The following is a 15,242-nucleotide window of genomic DNA, read 5'->3' on the forward strand; positions in this document are numbered from 1 at the left end:
CTGTAAAACGTGACTTTTTCATTGTTGTCTCCTGTTTGTGATATTACAGAAAACTCTAATTAAACATGTCTCATGTTAAGGGAAGTGGACAGTGTCTATTCTCAAGCCATGGATTTAAAAAGAATGGGTACAAGGGTCTTATTCGGAAGTGGCTTTATTTGGTTTATAAGTACTATTTTATTCGGATTGGTATCTGTGTTTGTTTTTTGGATCATACATTTGTCAAACTTGAGCAAGCATCATTAATCTCACGTTAATAGCATGACGACAGTGAGCCAAAGGCGCTCGCTGTCGTTTGATAACATCGAGCTCTCAGCTATATCAAGCAAGGAACTAACTTTAGTAACTTTGCTCTTATAAGATTGCAAGAAAAGGAAAAACTAAGTTTATTCAGTCCTTCATCAGCAACATAGATGCATTTCAGCGTACACGTGTAAGCTTTTAATTTATCAACAAAATTTCTTAATCAAATGAAACTGCAGTAAAAAACTCGTTAAAAATTTCGATAGAGCAATTGATCTATTGTCATTTTTATGCCGTAATGTATGTATATCTATCTGGTCGGATGAGTTGATTATGAGTTTAAGAACACAACTAAAGAAAGTATTACCAAGTATCTCAGTAACAGAACAAGAAGCATTAGATGCGGGTGATGTTTGGCTTGAAGGCTCGATTTATCGTGGCCAGCCTGATTTTGATGCCCTAAGAGCTGTACCTGAAGCAAAGCTTAATGCTGAAGAGCAGGCGTTTTTAGATGGCCCTGTACAAGAACTAATGGCGATGATTGATGATTCTGTAATTCAAAACAGCAAGCATCTGCCAGAACATATTTTAGAGTTTTTGAAAAAAGAGCGTTTTTTCTCGCTTATCATTCCTAAGTCATTTGGTGGCCGTGAGTTCAGCCCATACGCTAACTCGACGATTGTTGGTACGATTGCGACTAAATCATCGGCGGTAGCTGTAACTGTAATGGTTCCAAACTCATTGGGTCCGGGTGAGCTTCTTCTGCATTACGGTACACAGGAGCAACAAGCTCATTATTTACCTCGTCTGGCTGATGGCCGTGAAATTCCATGTTTTGCACTAACTAGCCCTGAAGCAGGTTCAGATGCGGGCGGCATTCCAGACATTGGTATTGTGACTAAAGGCCAATACAATGGCGAAGAAGTTATCGGTCTAGAGGTAACTTGGGACAAGCGTTATATTACTTTGGCGCCAATCGCGACTGTGCTTGGTTTAGCGTTCAAGGTAGAAGATCCAAATGGTCTATTAGGTGGTAAAGAGCATTTAGGGATCACCTGTGCGCTTATTCCTAAATCACACCCAGGTGTAGAGCTTGGCAATCGTCACGACCCTATGGGCATTCGTTTTTACAACGGTACAACTCGTGGCGAAAAAGTATTTATTCCAATGGATTTCATCATTGGTGGTCAAAAGAATATTGGTCGCGGATGGCAGATGCTAGTGAGCTGTTTAGGCGCAGGTCGCGGTATTTCTTTACCTGCGCTTGGTGTGTCAACGGCACAAGTAGCACTTAAGTCGGCGTCTGAGTATGCAGCGGTACGTGAGCAATTTGGCTTATCAATTGGTCAATTTGAAGGTATTCAAGAGAAGCTTGCGGATATCGCAGGGAAAACTTACCTTCAAGAAGCGATGCGTGTTTTAACAACTGAAGGTTTAGGCATGGGCTTAAAGCCGTCGGTAGTGACTGCCATTGCAAAGTATCACATGACTGAAATCGGTCGCGATGTGTTAGATTCAGCTATGGATATTCAAGCTGGTAAGGCCATTCAAAATGGTCCTCAGAACACGCTTGCTAGTGGTTATGTGGCACAGCCAATCGCTATCACAGTAGAAGGTGCGAACATTCTTACGCGTAACCTGATGATTTTTGGTCAAGGTGTAATGCGTTGTCACCCTTACCTTCAGTCTATGGTTGAGTCTATCCATAGCGAGGACAAAGATGCGGACAAGTCGTTTAATAAGATTTTACGTAAAACAGTCGGTTACAGTGTCGCGAATAGCTTGCGTGCATTCCGCTTAGGTGTTCTGCCGTTTACGGCTGGTAGCAAATCATCACTACCTGAAGTACAAGCATACGAAAAAGCAGCGCATCAGCTATCTGCTAAACTAGCTGTATATGCTGACTTCTCACTCCTTGTGTTGGGCGGTAAATTAAAGCAAGCAGAGATGCTTTCAGCACGTCTAGGTGATGTGATGAGCTACTTGTATGCTGCAATGGCCTCTATCAAGTATTACGAGCAAAAGGTCGCGGTTGCGGACAGACAAGCTGCTGCGCCTTACTTCCATTACGCAACGCGTTGGGCGCTACAAAATGCTGAAGATGCACTACATAAGTTTTTAGACAACTTCCCAGCGTCAATGACTCGCAAGTTCATGCGTGTGATCACAATGCATTATACGCACAGAATGCCAACCATTAGCGACGATTTGGTACGCGAACTGGCAAAAGCGGCGCAAATGGATACTGCATTCAAAGCCCAGTTAACGCACTTAGTTAAACCATGTGCTGGCGATGGTCATGACATTAACGAACAAGCGTATAAAGCGAAAATGGCATGTTTAGACCTACTTGCTAAAGTGAAAAAAGCGCTGCGTAAGAAAGAGATCAAAGCGGGTGTTCGTTTTGCACAAACATTGGATAACGCATTAGCGGCTAACTTAATTACAGCACAAGAGTATGCGCAACTTATTGATTACAATAAGAAACGAGAAAAAGCGATCCGTGTTGATGAGTTTGATTTCGACTTAAATTTGTTGGATGACAATGCACAGCCGGTTGAAAATGTGCAACAAGCAAGCTAGAAAATACTCAACAATGCCTTAAGTGTCAGAACCATCGACACTAAGATATCCACGCGAAGCCTCTAAATTTAGAGGCTTTTTTTATGGTTCGTGATAAGGTTCTATAAAAATCACTTACTCAGCAATCATGTTATATCACATACTTAACCAGCAGTACTCTGACATTATAGATACAGACAAAAGTATGCCGCTGTGGAGTGGTTGTGGTGAAGTGCGCAAAATGCGATTGGATGGACAAAATCGTGTTGTGAAGTTTGCCCAAGTACCTGAACAGCTTAGTCACCCTCGCATCAAACAATCAAATATTGCGCTTGCGAGAAAACTAAAGTCGTATCAAGTGGAATTAGATTTTTATCAATATCATAGCCAGGAGCTGAGAGACAGCTGTGCTGTTCCAGAATTCTGTTACGGTGTACAACGCGACGATGCGACTTGCTTAGTATTATCTGACTTTACTAATTGTGGTTTCGCGCCTGAGCTTGAACCTAACATGACACAGCATAGAGCTATTTTAGATTGGCTGGCGCAATTTCATTGTTACTTTTTGCATCCTCAAAAGCCAGTTGGATGGCAATGTGGGGGATACTGGCATTTGGATACTCGACCCGATGAGTGGAAAAAAATGCTAAGTAGCGAGCTGAAAATGGCCGCTAAGTCTATCGATCACAAACTTAGAGAATGTGCTTATCAATGTGTTATTCATGGCGATAGCAAAGCAGCAAATTTTGCACTAAACCACAAAAACGATGTGATTGGCTATGATTTTCAATACGTTGGGCATGGTATCGGTGTACAAGATGTCATGCTGTATTTCACCAGTGTATTTGACGAGCGAGACTTGTATGATCACAGTGATATGTTGCTTGAGTACTACTTTTCAAGGCTAGGAGTCTACTTAAAAGAAAAATTGACCCAACATGAAGTGACACATTTAGAGCACGTGTGGCGAACTTTATGGCCTTTTGTGTGGGCAGATTTCCACCGTTTTTTGATGGGTTGGAAACCGGAGCACTTCAAAATTAATCAATATATGCTAGAACAATCGCAATCGGCTTTGAGCAATTTGAGAAACCTATGATTTTTGCATTGATAAGTGCCTTATGTTGGGCTGGATTTGATACATGCCGAAAGCAGCTTTCTAAGTCATTCAGTGCACCTTTCATGTCTGTCATTTTTAGCTCGTTGGTATTACCTATTTTTGTCACGATGTGGTTGTTAAGTGGCGCGAGCATTCCATCAAGCAATTATTATTGGGTTGCCACTTTGAGCGGTTTGATGGGGGCGATAGGCAGTGTTGCATTTATCAGGGCATTGTCGCTAGGAAAGCTGGCTGTTGTTTTACCGATGATGTCATTCACACCAGTTTGTTCGGCGTTGTTTGCTTGGGTTTGGTTATCTGATCCGCTTAGCATTTATCAATGTATTGGGATCATTGGTATAGCGATTAGCTCCTTTTTAGTATTGGGTGGCAGATTTAAAACCAATGAGAAGGGTATTTGGCAGGCGTTGCTAGCTGCATTTTGTTGGGGGGGCTGTATTGTGCTTGATAAGTTTTGTTTGCAATATAGCTCGAAAGAATTTCATGCGGCCTATATTACTTTTATTATCTTGATTGCGACCAGATTGCTACTGCGTGTAAAGCTAAACACAGAGAAAGTACAGGGTAAATCGGCTTGGTGGTTGCTATCGGCGGGCTTTTTAGCGTGCGCATTAATCTTGCAGTTTATTGCTATTACGCAACTTCAGCCGGGTATTGTGGAAGGGTTAAAAAGGGCGGTCGGTATTACCAGTGCGCTTTTGATTGGTGTTTTTATGTACAAAGAACGACTTAGTAAGAAGCAGTTAAGTGGCATTGCATTTGTACTGTTCTTTAGCGCTATGTTAGTGAAATAAAGCGCCCACAGGTGGGCGCTAATAAGGTTTTTATTTACAAGAACCTACACGTTTCCAAACGTTGCTGAAGATGTCTGGCTGAGCTGCTTGTGACCACCAAATTGCTTCGTACTTGTAGTTTTTGTAAGCGACCTGATTGCCGATTTGGTACATTTTTGAAGCTGACCATTGTGCGACACCATCACAACCAGGAGGGGTTACGTCACCCACTTGTACTGATTTAGTCACTGAGTTTGATTTGTTACCATCTGTTGCAGTTAACGTTACTTGGTAAGTACCCGCGCTTGCATATGTGTGGCTAGGTGACATTTCTGTGCTGCTTGCACCATCACCAAACTGCCAAGAATAACTGCGAGCATCTTTCGATGTGTTGTTGAACTTAACAGATTGACCATTTACGCTGAAACTAAAGCTTGCAACTGGCCCACCTACAGGGTCGCCACTACAGCCATTTTGAGCGATAAAGTCATAAGCCGCTTTTGCTTGCACGATACCATGGCCATATGAAGTGTCGCGACCAGCCGCGCCTTTATCTTTCGCAGTATCGTTTAATATTTTACGAATTTCTGCGTTTGTACAATTAGGGTAGTGGCTCCATACCAGCGCCGCGACACCTGACACATGCGGTGTTGCCATTGAAGTACCACTGATTGATCTATACCCATTGTTATTCCAAGTTGAGTTAACACCAACACCCGGTGCGGCGATTTCAACTTGTGCATTGTATTGTGAGAAAGACGCTTTGTTTTCAGAGCTATCAACAGCAGCGACTGACACAACCGCATCATAGGATGCCGGGTAGCTTAAGCTACTATTGCCGCTGTTACCTGCTGCAGCGATGTGTAACATGCCACGGTTATAGCTTTGCTGGAATGCACTGCGCTCAGCCGTTGAGCTACCACTACCACCTAAACTCATGCTAGTTACATTTGCGCCAGCAGCTTCACACTGTTCAATTGCTTTGATTAGATCTGAGCCGTATGCCCAATTGCCTTGGTCGTTAAACACTTTCACAATGTGCAAACCAAGTTGACCTGATGGGTTAACTCCTACCACGCCTTGACCATTGCCACCAATAGCAGCAATTGTACCTGCTACGTGAGTACCATGGCCGTTACCATCGTTGTACCAATTACCTGTGTCATTTGAGCCGTAGCCATCATCGCCAGTAATACCAGTGCTTGGCAAATCAGGGTGGTTTAAGGTATAGCCTGTATCCATAATACACACTTTACGATTGCCACTCATGGTATCTGCAAGCTGATTAGCCTGTACCATGTTAATACCATAAGGTGTTGATTCAGCCATTAAAAAGCGTTTGGGGTCAATCTCAACATTTGCCACTTGAGGGTTTGCTTTTAGTTCTGCTAACTTCTGCTGAGTGACATTCAGAACAACAGCATTCACGCTTGGCAGCGTTGTCATTGGCTCTGTGCTTACTTGCTGAGCAAAAGCGGTAAGCGTTTGAAGCTTATATTCAGTGGCTTGCGCCTTGCTAGTTGAAATTGGGAATGTATTGATAGCGTTGTCATTTAGGGTGACAATAACTCTTTGTTCATCATTTGCTGATGCAGTACCACAAAGGGCAGCACCAACGCATGCAGAAAGAAGAGACATTTTTACGCTGTTAGAAACTATTTTTTTCATTTTAAGTTACCTTTATTACATGTTGTTAACGCATGTAAATAAAACAGGTAATTTGATCTATGTCAATAGTTTGTTTTTTGAACATTTTGCTGGGGGATTTGTTTTGTCAAAATGCAGAATTTGATTGGATAAAAATTGCTCAAAGTTGTGTTTTCACTCAATGACTAGTTAATTTTCTGATTAAAAAACATATAAATTCATTTTAATAGGTTGGTTAGACTATCAAGTGTAAACGCCTTCGGTGCTGGGGTGGTATGCAAGCGAGAAAAATAGCGAAAATCAATTTTATCGATTTTTCCACTGTGTATAGCATTGTATAACGGCGCGTATTTTTTCTCATAGACTTTAAAAATAGGGATTTTTCGATGGCCAATTACATGGCTATTGTCGCTGTGATGCTCGTTTAGATATACCAACAAAAGTGCACCGAGTGTAACGTGTCCTCCAATTGAAGCGTCAAGTAACAGATCTTGTTCTTCGTCCCAATTTATTCCGCCAATGTATATGTAGTCTCGTAATGAAAGCTCTTTGGCTGCTCGCGCTGCGCCTTTGGCCATGGCATCGTTGGCAGCCCAGATTAGTTTGGTTTGTGTAAAACGAGCCAATAGACCTTTAGTAACCGTGTAAGCTTCTTGTTCGGACCAATTAGCGTTAGCACGTTGTTGGAGTTTTAAGTTCGGTGAGCGATTGCTGTAACTAAGTAATCCCTGTTCACGTTGCCGAGCAGCATCAGTCGCCGATTCGCCAAGCAGTGCTAATGCATTGACTGTAGGGTTTTTATTCGACTTTATAATTAAACTATCTAGTTTTTGAATCAGTAAACGGCCAGCTTGGTGGTTGTCTGGGACTATCGAACCCAAAATGCCGAACCCTTTGCTTTTGAGACGGATCAAGGTTTGTTTATCAGGGGTGTTTAGTAAAAAGACGATTCGATTATGAACTTCTTTAGAGGCGAGTAAAGCTTGTGATACCGCCGATTTTTCGTCGACAAAAATGAGGTAATGGTCTTTTCTGGTTAATGCCATTTTGATCATGCTTTTCATCACAATATGGTTTCTATCAGCGTATAAAGTGGTTAGCTCTATATTTAGGTCATCTGCTGCAGCATCCATAAAAGCTGATACATTTTTCCAAAAATTACCGGTAGGGTTCTCTTGTGAAAAGCCTGGGTTCACAAAAGTTACTTTAATGGGCTCAGCAGCACAGGCTAAAGGGGCTAACAGTAATAATAGGGTCATCAATGACACTTTGATCAACACGCACCTCAGACAAAATCTTTAACTAAGTGATTATTATGGCACAAAAAAATAAATGTGCAGGGCGGGCGACTTTTGTGTCGATGCTAGGTGCTTTTGTATCAAGCCAAAAACACATTTATAATGCAGCCGAGCTTTTTGGGAGGGGTTATGCATAAAGTTTTATTTTTAGCAATTTTATTGGTTTGCGGTGTTACGCACGCAAAAGAGTCGAGTGAATTAGAAGTCACGATGAAAAACATGGGACATGCTTTTAAAAGCGCACTTAAAAGCGAGTCGAAAACTGACATGCTAGAGCAAATAGCGCTTTTCAAGCAGTACCTTGCGCAAAGCCAAAAGCATCAATTTAAAACTGGTTTACATGATAAATCCTTACAAGGCCTCAGTGAAGTCCTAAAAGTGGTAGAACAAAGTGAGCATCTTGCAAAACAAGGAAAAATGGTCGAGGCAAAACAACGACTTAAAAAGGTTGATGCGTTACGCAAAGAGTATCATAAGCTACATGAACCGCCGAGTGTATGGGATCTTATCTTTGGTTAGTTGCATAAATAACCTCAGCTGCATATAAGAGAATTTGCCCAATAAAGCTATTTCACTCACTCTCTTCGTTATTTTCATTTGTAATAGCTCGCTATTACAAATGAAAATGCCTTGATATTAAGCGAAACATCGTCATTGGAGATTGAAGGGGTTGTAATTTCTCTCTTCTGAGTTATCAAAACTCTTATCCGCAGCTGAGGTTAAGTAGCGCCTGGACCTAGAGGTACGTATGGGCAGTAATTGCGCAGTATTATGAATTTTTTGAATGTTCTGTTTGAATCTTGAGCATCCGTTCATTTTGGGGCTGGCTATTCGTCGTCAGCCTGATATAAATAAGAGGCTAATAAGAAAAAAGGAGCCGCTATGACGGAGCAACACGATCAATTAGACAATAGCGTCATTGCGACATTGAAAAATAAAGACCACTCAGCTTTGAATACGATGTTAGATTCTCTGGCATGTACGCACGCCGATGTATTGGAACTATTGGCGCAATATGTGGTTTTGAGCGAGCAAGAAGATGAGTTATTTGATAATTGGTATGATGGACTGTGTAAGAGTCAGCTTGATGTTTTAAAAGCGTTTGAAATTATGCGAGCACATTTTGAGCAATCATTATGAGCCAAAATGTATTTATGATGGCACTTTAGGAGCAATTAAGTATAGTTTGCCTACTTAAACCTGCTTTGGCGGGTATCTAGAGGAACACATAACTTGTTTGAGGTTATGTAATTTTATGTCAATGAAGTAATTGCTATATAAGCTTTATGAAAATATTAATTTCTCTTGCTTGATTGGCACACCTCTAATTTAAACAAATCGATTCAACTAGCTGAAACTTCAGTTTTCGAGCTAGCTAGTCAAACAGTAGACTAGTGATTAAATCTTCGACTTGTTTTTTTTCCAAAGGTAGCGAGTTCGCCGTAATAGAAAAGCCTTCAATTAATGGGATCAAAAGGGACACGATTTCTTTTACTTTTTGTTCTTCAAAACCAAGTGGCGTAAGTAGACACTCCAGTTCAATACCACAACGTCTGTAATAATCATCCAAGCTAGCTTGCAATTTCTCAGAACGATAGGAAATAGCCCATATTTCCCGAAATACTTGGCACCAGTCCTGAATATCTTCAAAAGAAAGCAAATTTCGCACGAAATTCTTGATTTCCTGATGGCAGTTATCTTCATCTAAATCTCTAATCGAATCTCGTATATGAGCTAGGCAAACCTCAAGGTATGAGTCGATGACATTGACAATTAGCCCATCTCTATCTCCAAAATGGTACTGAATGTTGCTTAAGGTAACGCCGCTTTTTTCTGCCACTTTTCTGAGCGTGAGTCCATGACTACCGTTCTCACTTAGCATCTTAGTTGCCGTTTTGATGATGATCTCTTTATTTGATTCAACTCTCATTGCCACTATTTCCCCTATAAATTTGCATTATAACCAAAAAAAATATTTGTTACTTTTTTGTACGGCTTTTTACAAGGGGCATAACATATCCTATTCGTCGTCGTCATGACAACTGATTTCGAATTACTTTTTATCTTAAAGAGGTACTAACCCTTGAGTGTTTCTAAAACTGAGACTCTCAATAGGGTTAATCGGTGTTTCTATGATTAATCTACTGATTAATATAAATATATTAATAAATCGACTACTTTGGCAGTTTCGAGAATGTGATGTAATAAAGTTGTCATTGATACTATTTTCGAAATTTAACGCTTTCAGCATCTAGATTTATTGGACAAAAAAAGCGCTTCTACTGATGCATCAAATAGGACATATGGGCACAATTTTGCTTCATGCAAAATTAAAATAACATTTCACTTTTGTTAACTTTATCGAATTTATTGCATCAACCTGTTGACATTATTGGTCAAGTGACCTAATTTGTGCCCATCTTAAATCAACCGTTTCTGAATAAGGAAAATTACTATGGAAATTACAGAATCAAAAATCATTGAAATCACCGCTGAAGTTATCGATCTTGAAGAAAGCGAAATTAGTATTGATGACGCTCTAATCAATGATTTAGGTGCTGATTCATTGGATATTGTTGATCTATCTTTTTCGCTAGGTAAGGCGTTTGGGATCAAACTTCCAGCAAAAACAATCTTAGTTATGGCTCAAGAAATGAGCGATGAATCATTCGTTGAATCAAGTCGTTTAACAGAGTTGGGTGCTGAGCTTTTATGTCAGGGTCCAAATAAGTACTCTACTGATGATGTTAAAGCGGGTACTTATGTGAATGACGTACTTGAAAACAACACGTTGAAGAGCTGGCTTAACCTATGTCAATTTGTCGCGCAACACGAATCTAAAAACGGCGATAAAGCTGTTAAGGAATATATCGAAGGCTTCCTAAGCTTAGAAGTTGCTTGATCACGTTCGTATTTATTTGATTCAACCATAGTTATCAGCGGCATTTAGTTGCTGATGACTTTTAATTTGCTCTACAAGGATTTGGAATGCGAACTGTTGTAGTAACTGGTGTTGGAGTGTATATCCCAGGCTGTGCTAATCCTGAAATGCTCTTTAGCACATTACAAGAAAAAACCTCTTTTATTAAATACGACGAGCGTATTGCTGCTTTAGGTATTGATGGCATCGCGACTTGTTCAGTGTCAGACGATGAAATCTCCACACTGGATTACTTGTATCCAAACATCGCAAATGAAGTCAATACTAGTGGCAAAATGGCTTTTCACGCACTTAAAACTGCGCTTAACGAAGCACAAGTAGATATTGCTGCGCTTGGGCGTAGATGTGGATTATTTTACGGTGTCCACAAGCACCTTATGTCCCCTCAATTGTTGCACAAGCTTTGGAATCAATATGATCCAAAGAGTCAAAATATTATGCCCAATGAGCAAGGTATTAATGAACTTCAGTCATGGTACAAGCCTGATCAAGTCATGAAAAGCATATCTCGAGAATTGGGATTCAGTGGACCTGCATTTGCGTATGCAGATGCTTGTGCTGCTGGGACAACAAACATTATAGCCGGTATGAGACGTATTCGTAGTGGTCATCTAGATGTGGCGTTGTGTGGTGCATCTGATCAAGGTTCTCAACCACTTTGGAATCTCGTCTTTAAGCACATCGGTGCATTAAACATGAATGAGTATAACAGTGCTGAAGAGGTATGTAGGCCATTTGATAAAGATCGCGCAGGAACTGTGTTAGGCGATGGTGCTGGCTTTCTTGTGTTAGAGGAACTCGAACACGCTAAAGCCCGCGGCGCAAATATACTCGCATATATATCGGGCGGAAGCAGAGACAGCGAGTCAAACAAAATAACTTCCAGTGATCCGGATGGTAGCTTTTATTTTTCAGTTATGGAGCAAGCGCTTGCGGATGCAGGTCTCGATGCGAGTGATATTGATTTCATTAATGCTCATGGTACTGCGACTAAAAGCAATGACATCGCTGAAGGGCGAGCAATTAATCAGTTATTTGGCAATGAAATACCTGTGTCTTCAACTAAATCTGCGTTGGGCCACTCCTTATCTGGAAGTGGAGCCGTTGAGGCAGTATTGAGCGTATTAATGCTAAACAAAGGAATTTTACTTCCTACTCTCAACTATCAAGCGGCGAGCGCAGAAGAAGAACAAATAAATATTGTCACAGAGCCTGTTAAGTCTCCAATTCAACATGTGCTCAGTAATTCTTTTGGTTTCGGTGGTCAGAACGCGAGCCTCATTATATCTGCTAAATGCTAGGACAATAGGTTAAGGAGAAATAAGTTGTACATTAAGCACGGTTACTCATTACTTCCTCAAGGTGTAGCGCTTTCGGATATTGCCAGTGCCGCATCGCGCCTCACCTTTGAAAAGTTACCCGAGTGGGATCTCGAAGGCACAGCATATGGCGCTGTGATAGGAAAGGTAAATCTCAAATCTGTTAATGCCGACAGAATGGTTAAAAAAACCACAGAGCGACAATCGCAATGGGTTGTTTATGCTGCAGCAAAGACCGGGCAAGAACAACATATAGACCCAGAAGATGGTGCTCGTACTGGGCTTTACATTAGCTTGGGCGCGGTAGACTGCGACGAAGAGGAAGAATACGAATATATAAATGCAAAGGAAAAGTTCCAAGCATTGAGTGAGTATCAACTCAATAATAGCAAGCCACTAACAGGGCTGATTTTATTAAATACTACCGCGACTAGTCACGTCTCTCAAATGTTTAATATCACAGGCAGCAATTGCTGTTTTGCGCCTATGCAGGATGGTGGAAGTAATGCGTTTATTGAAGCGATTTATGACATGGAAGAAGGTCGCATCGACAAGGCACTATGTGGAGGTGGTAGTCAAAAAGTATCACCTTGGTATTTCCTATCAAATGAAGATTATTGGAACCGCTACGACGAGATCAATTTAACTGAAGCAGCATCATTTTTTGTCTTAGATAAGTCACCAAAAGATGCAGAAGCTCAAGTTATTTATCACCACAGACGTAATCTCCCAAATGGACTGTCATTGTCACCAGTCATGGATAAAGTTTACACAGCATTAGACGTGCATGATGTTGAACTGAACGAAGTGATGGTGGTAGGTGGCTTACCTCAACGTGAAGCCATTACAGCGTTAATTAAGGAATGTTGGTCAACGATTACACCAAAGTTTACAGAAGATTTGGTCGGTTTTGCTGGTGCGGCTTCGGTCCCGCTTTGTATTAACTTGTCGCTGCTCGATTTGAAAAAGGCGAATGAAGAACAAGAAGGCAAATCAAAAGGATGCTTGGTTTTGGTGTTTGGAACTGAAAACCAATTCAGCTGCTTCGTATTGTCTGGGGTGAAAAATGAACATGAATAAGGTAGTGGTAACGGGCATAGGGATTGTCAGTCCTTATGGAACTGATTTGGACGAATTCTGGAATGCGCTTAAAAATGGTCAGGGCGCAATTCAGTCTTGGCAATACCCCGGTGTAGATGGGTTTCCTGTTCAGTATGGTGCGCCAGTTGATGTTGAAAAATTAAGAGGGGCGTACGAAAGCTATTTTGAGACGAGTAAAAGTGTTGAACGTAGAGTGATTTTTGCGCAAATAGCAGCGGCACTCGCTGTGCAAGATTCAAAAATTGACTCATCAGCAACCTCGCAAACATTGGGTGTCTGTGTATGTAGCGGTGTGGCTGATGCCGATAATGAAACGATGGCAGCGTTAATGCAAATTGATGCGCAAAATCCAGTTGCCGAGTTGGTTGAAAAACGTGATGAAGTGGTGAGTAGGCTTGGTGGTTTTCGTTCAAGCAATGATGCATTGGCAAGCAGACTTGCAAATGAATACGCTGTCAATGGCCCCGTAATTAATCTAACAGGTGCTTGTGCTGGTGCTACACAGTCAATTGGTGTGGGTATGAAAGCGATTCGTAGAAACGAAGCCGATATCATGATTGTTGGCGGTGCAGATTCAGTGTTCAACTTAAGAACTATGAGTGCGCTAGTTTCTCTTGGTGCAACCAGTACGTCGGTACGCCATGGTGAACAACTGTGTCGTCCTTTTGATGAAAATCGCTCAGGGCTTGTTGCAGGTGAAGGCGGTGCGGTGTTGATTTTGGAAAGTGAGCAGTCAGCAAAAGCTCGTGGGGCTAAGATTTATTGTGAAGTAACAGGTTACGGCAGTTCTTTAGATGCTTATAAAGTGACAGCCCCTCATGAGGACGGTTTAGGTGCTATCGCGTCGATGGAAAGCGCACTTGCAGATGCCAACCTATCCCATGACTTAATAGGCCATGTAAATGCGCACGGGACATCAACGCCGCTGAATGATGTGATCGAAAGTAAGGCTATTGAAGCCGTTTTTGCTGACCATGCGAATGACATTATTGTGTCTTCCACAAAATCAATGATTGGCCATTGGATTGCCGCAGCCGGTGCACCAGAGGCGATAGCGACGATACTAGCGCTACGTGAACAATGTGTTCCACCCACAATTAATTTAGAAAAACCGGATGAAAATTGTCGCCTAAATTATGCGACGGAACTACGTGAAAAACCAATGCAGTACGCTTTATCTAACTCATTTGGTTTCGGTGGGATAAACGCTTCGGTGATCTTTGGAGTGTATCAAGATGTCAAATAGTAATTCAGTTGCAATTGTTAGCCAAGCGGCAAGTTTCCCTACTGGCGATTTCGGGAATGTATTTTCAACTGCCGAAGATATTTTAGAGCAGATACCGTCAGCGAATAGAAGACTTCAGCGTTATATGTCTGATTCTGCTGCATCGGCTATTGCTGTGGCAGGCGCTGCGATGACGAGTGCAAATATTAAGCTAGATGATGAGCAGCATCAGATTGGGATATACGCGAGTCAGCATGGCTACTTAAATCCACACTTACGTGAATTTACGAATACATTGAGTAACACACTTCCAGATAATGAAAAGCAAGCTTACGTCGACTTATGGAACGGGCAGGAAATTAGCCCATTTGTAGTGACCAAAATGCTAAGTAACAACCTGTTAGCGATTTTGAGTTTACATTTTGGGATCCGTGGTGACTGTGCTGCGTTAATTCGTGATAGCGCAGGCTCCTCTGCTGCATTACTTGAGGCAATGCATAGTGTTCAAGACGAGTATTGTCAAAGTGCCGTGGTAGTCAGCGCGGGGTGTGATGAAGATTTTGTACAAAACTATTTTGACAATAAAACAAGCAACTTGAACGAGGTTGACGTCGGTGCTGTGTCATTTATTTTGCAAAATTCAGCGTACGCTAAAAGCAATGGACTGCCTATTCTCGGCATCTTACAAGACAGTATTAGTGGCTACTCACTGGACAATGTCTTAGCTCAAATTCATGACCAAATTATTGATATTAATACTAATGTTGAGGTTGTGATTGATTTAAACAGTAGTGAGCAGATACAAGCCGTACAGCAAAAGTTTGGCCAACTTCATAATGTGAGCCTTACTGACATGAAATCAATATCTGGCGCTCGTGGCTGCGATAGTTGCTTGACTCTCCTTCATGCGGCGTTGCTTGAAAAACGACAAGATAAAAACACATTACTCGTAGTACTTAACGGTAGCAAGGACGACCATTTTTCGTCAGTAATCGTATCTCAGGATGTTTAAC

At 41.5% G+C, this 15,242-nt stretch carries 13 protein-coding genes; 10 read left to right on the forward strand and 3 right to left on the reverse strand.

Annotation, left to right across the window (positions count from 1 at the left end):
- Window positions 1–576 precede the first annotated feature (576 nt).
- The 3 genes from ACW689_RS13265 to ACW689_RS13275 all read left to right on the forward strand — a co-directional run bounded on the left by ACW689_RS13265 (window position 577) and on the right by ACW689_RS13275 (window position 4,719).
- Window positions 577–2,826, forward strand: a complete 2,250-nt coding sequence (locus ACW689_RS13265; RefSeq protein WP_476292104.1) for an acyl-CoA dehydrogenase — start codon at window positions 577–579, stop codon at window positions 2,824–2,826.
- 127 nt (window positions 2,827–2,953) lie between these two features.
- Window positions 2,954–3,904: a protein kinase family protein gene (locus ACW689_RS13270; protein WP_476292106.1), complete on the forward strand. Its 951-nt coding sequence runs from the start codon at window positions 2,954–2,956 to the stop codon at window positions 3,902–3,904.
- Window positions 3,901–4,719, forward strand: a complete 819-nt coding sequence (locus ACW689_RS13275) for an EamA family transporter (RefSeq protein ID WP_476292108.1) — start codon at window positions 3,901–3,903, stop codon at window positions 4,717–4,719. Before ACW689_RS13270 ends, ACW689_RS13275 begins: the two co-directional genes overlap by 4 nt.
- Window positions 4,720–4,749: 30 nt before the next feature.
- Here ACW689_RS13275 and ACW689_RS13280 read toward each other — a convergent pair whose 3' ends face one another.
- The gene (locus tag ACW689_RS13280; RefSeq protein ID WP_476292110.1) at window positions 4,750–6,366 is read right to left on the reverse strand and encodes a S8 family serine peptidase; all 1,617 of its coding nucleotides are present in this window, start codon (window positions 6,364–6,366) and stop codon (window positions 4,750–4,752) included.
- A 197-nt stretch (window positions 6,367–6,563) separates the two neighbouring features.
- Window positions 6,564–7,604 carry an ABC transporter substrate-binding protein gene (locus ACW689_RS13285; RefSeq protein WP_476292112.1) on the reverse strand — a complete coding sequence of 347 codons (1,041 nt, stop codon included), beginning with the start codon at window positions 7,602–7,604 and terminating at the stop codon, window positions 6,564–6,566.
- Between the two features lie 168 nt (window positions 7,605–7,772).
- Between ACW689_RS13285 and ACW689_RS13290 the strand changes: the two genes are divergently transcribed.
- Both ACW689_RS13290 and ACW689_RS13295 read left to right on the forward strand, forming a co-directional pair.
- Window positions 7,773–8,162, forward strand: coding sequence for a cytochrome b562 (locus tag ACW689_RS13290; protein WP_476292114.1), 390 nt, complete (start codon window positions 7,773–7,775; stop codon window positions 8,160–8,162).
- Between the two features lie 363 nt (window positions 8,163–8,525).
- Complete coding sequence (locus ACW689_RS13295) at window positions 8,526–8,783, forward strand: hypothetical protein (protein ID WP_476292116.1); 258 nt, start codon at window positions 8,526–8,528, stop codon at window positions 8,781–8,783.
- Window positions 8,784–9,018: 235 nt separating this feature from the next.
- On the opposite strand, the gene ACW689_RS13300 is transcribed toward ACW689_RS13295, so the two are convergent.
- The gene (locus ACW689_RS13300) at window positions 9,019–9,573 is read right to left on the reverse strand and encodes a TetR/AcrR family transcriptional regulator (RefSeq protein ID WP_476292342.1); all 555 of its coding nucleotides are present in this window, start codon (window positions 9,571–9,573) and stop codon (window positions 9,019–9,021) included.
- Between the two features lie 525 nt (window positions 9,574–10,098).
- Here ACW689_RS13300 and ACW689_RS13305 point away from each other — a divergent pair.
- From ACW689_RS13305 to ACW689_RS13325, 5 genes are all read left to right on the forward strand, one after another.
- Window positions 10,099–10,545, forward strand: a complete 447-nt coding sequence (locus ACW689_RS13305) for an acyl carrier protein (RefSeq protein ID WP_476292118.1) — start codon at window positions 10,099–10,101, stop codon at window positions 10,543–10,545.
- 86 nt (window positions 10,546–10,631) lie between these two features.
- On the forward strand, window positions 10,632–11,885 hold the full coding sequence (locus ACW689_RS13310) for a beta-ketoacyl-[acyl-carrier-protein] synthase family protein (RefSeq protein WP_476292120.1): 1,254 nt from the start codon (window positions 10,632–10,634) through the stop codon (window positions 11,883–11,885).
- A 24-nt stretch (window positions 11,886–11,909) separates the two neighbouring features.
- The gene (locus tag ACW689_RS13315) at window positions 11,910–12,983 is read left to right on the forward strand and encodes a beta-ketoacyl synthase N-terminal-like domain-containing protein (RefSeq protein ID WP_476292122.1); all 1,074 of its coding nucleotides are present in this window, start codon (window positions 11,910–11,912) and stop codon (window positions 12,981–12,983) included.
- Entirely contained in the window at window positions 12,970–14,250 is a 1,281-nt protein-coding gene (locus ACW689_RS13320; RefSeq protein WP_476292124.1) for a beta-ketoacyl-[acyl-carrier-protein] synthase family protein, read from the forward strand. Before ACW689_RS13315 ends, ACW689_RS13320 begins: the two co-directional genes overlap by 14 nt.
- A complete protein-coding gene (locus ACW689_RS13325; protein ID WP_476292126.1) occupies window positions 14,240–15,241 on the forward strand; it encodes a hypothetical protein in 1,002 nt (333 codons plus the stop codon). Before ACW689_RS13320 ends, ACW689_RS13325 begins: the two co-directional genes overlap by 11 nt.
- Window position 15,242 lies beyond the last annotated feature (1 nt).

The sequence above is a fragment of the Pseudoalteromonas sp. ABE4_541 genome (genome assembly GCF_056312285.1).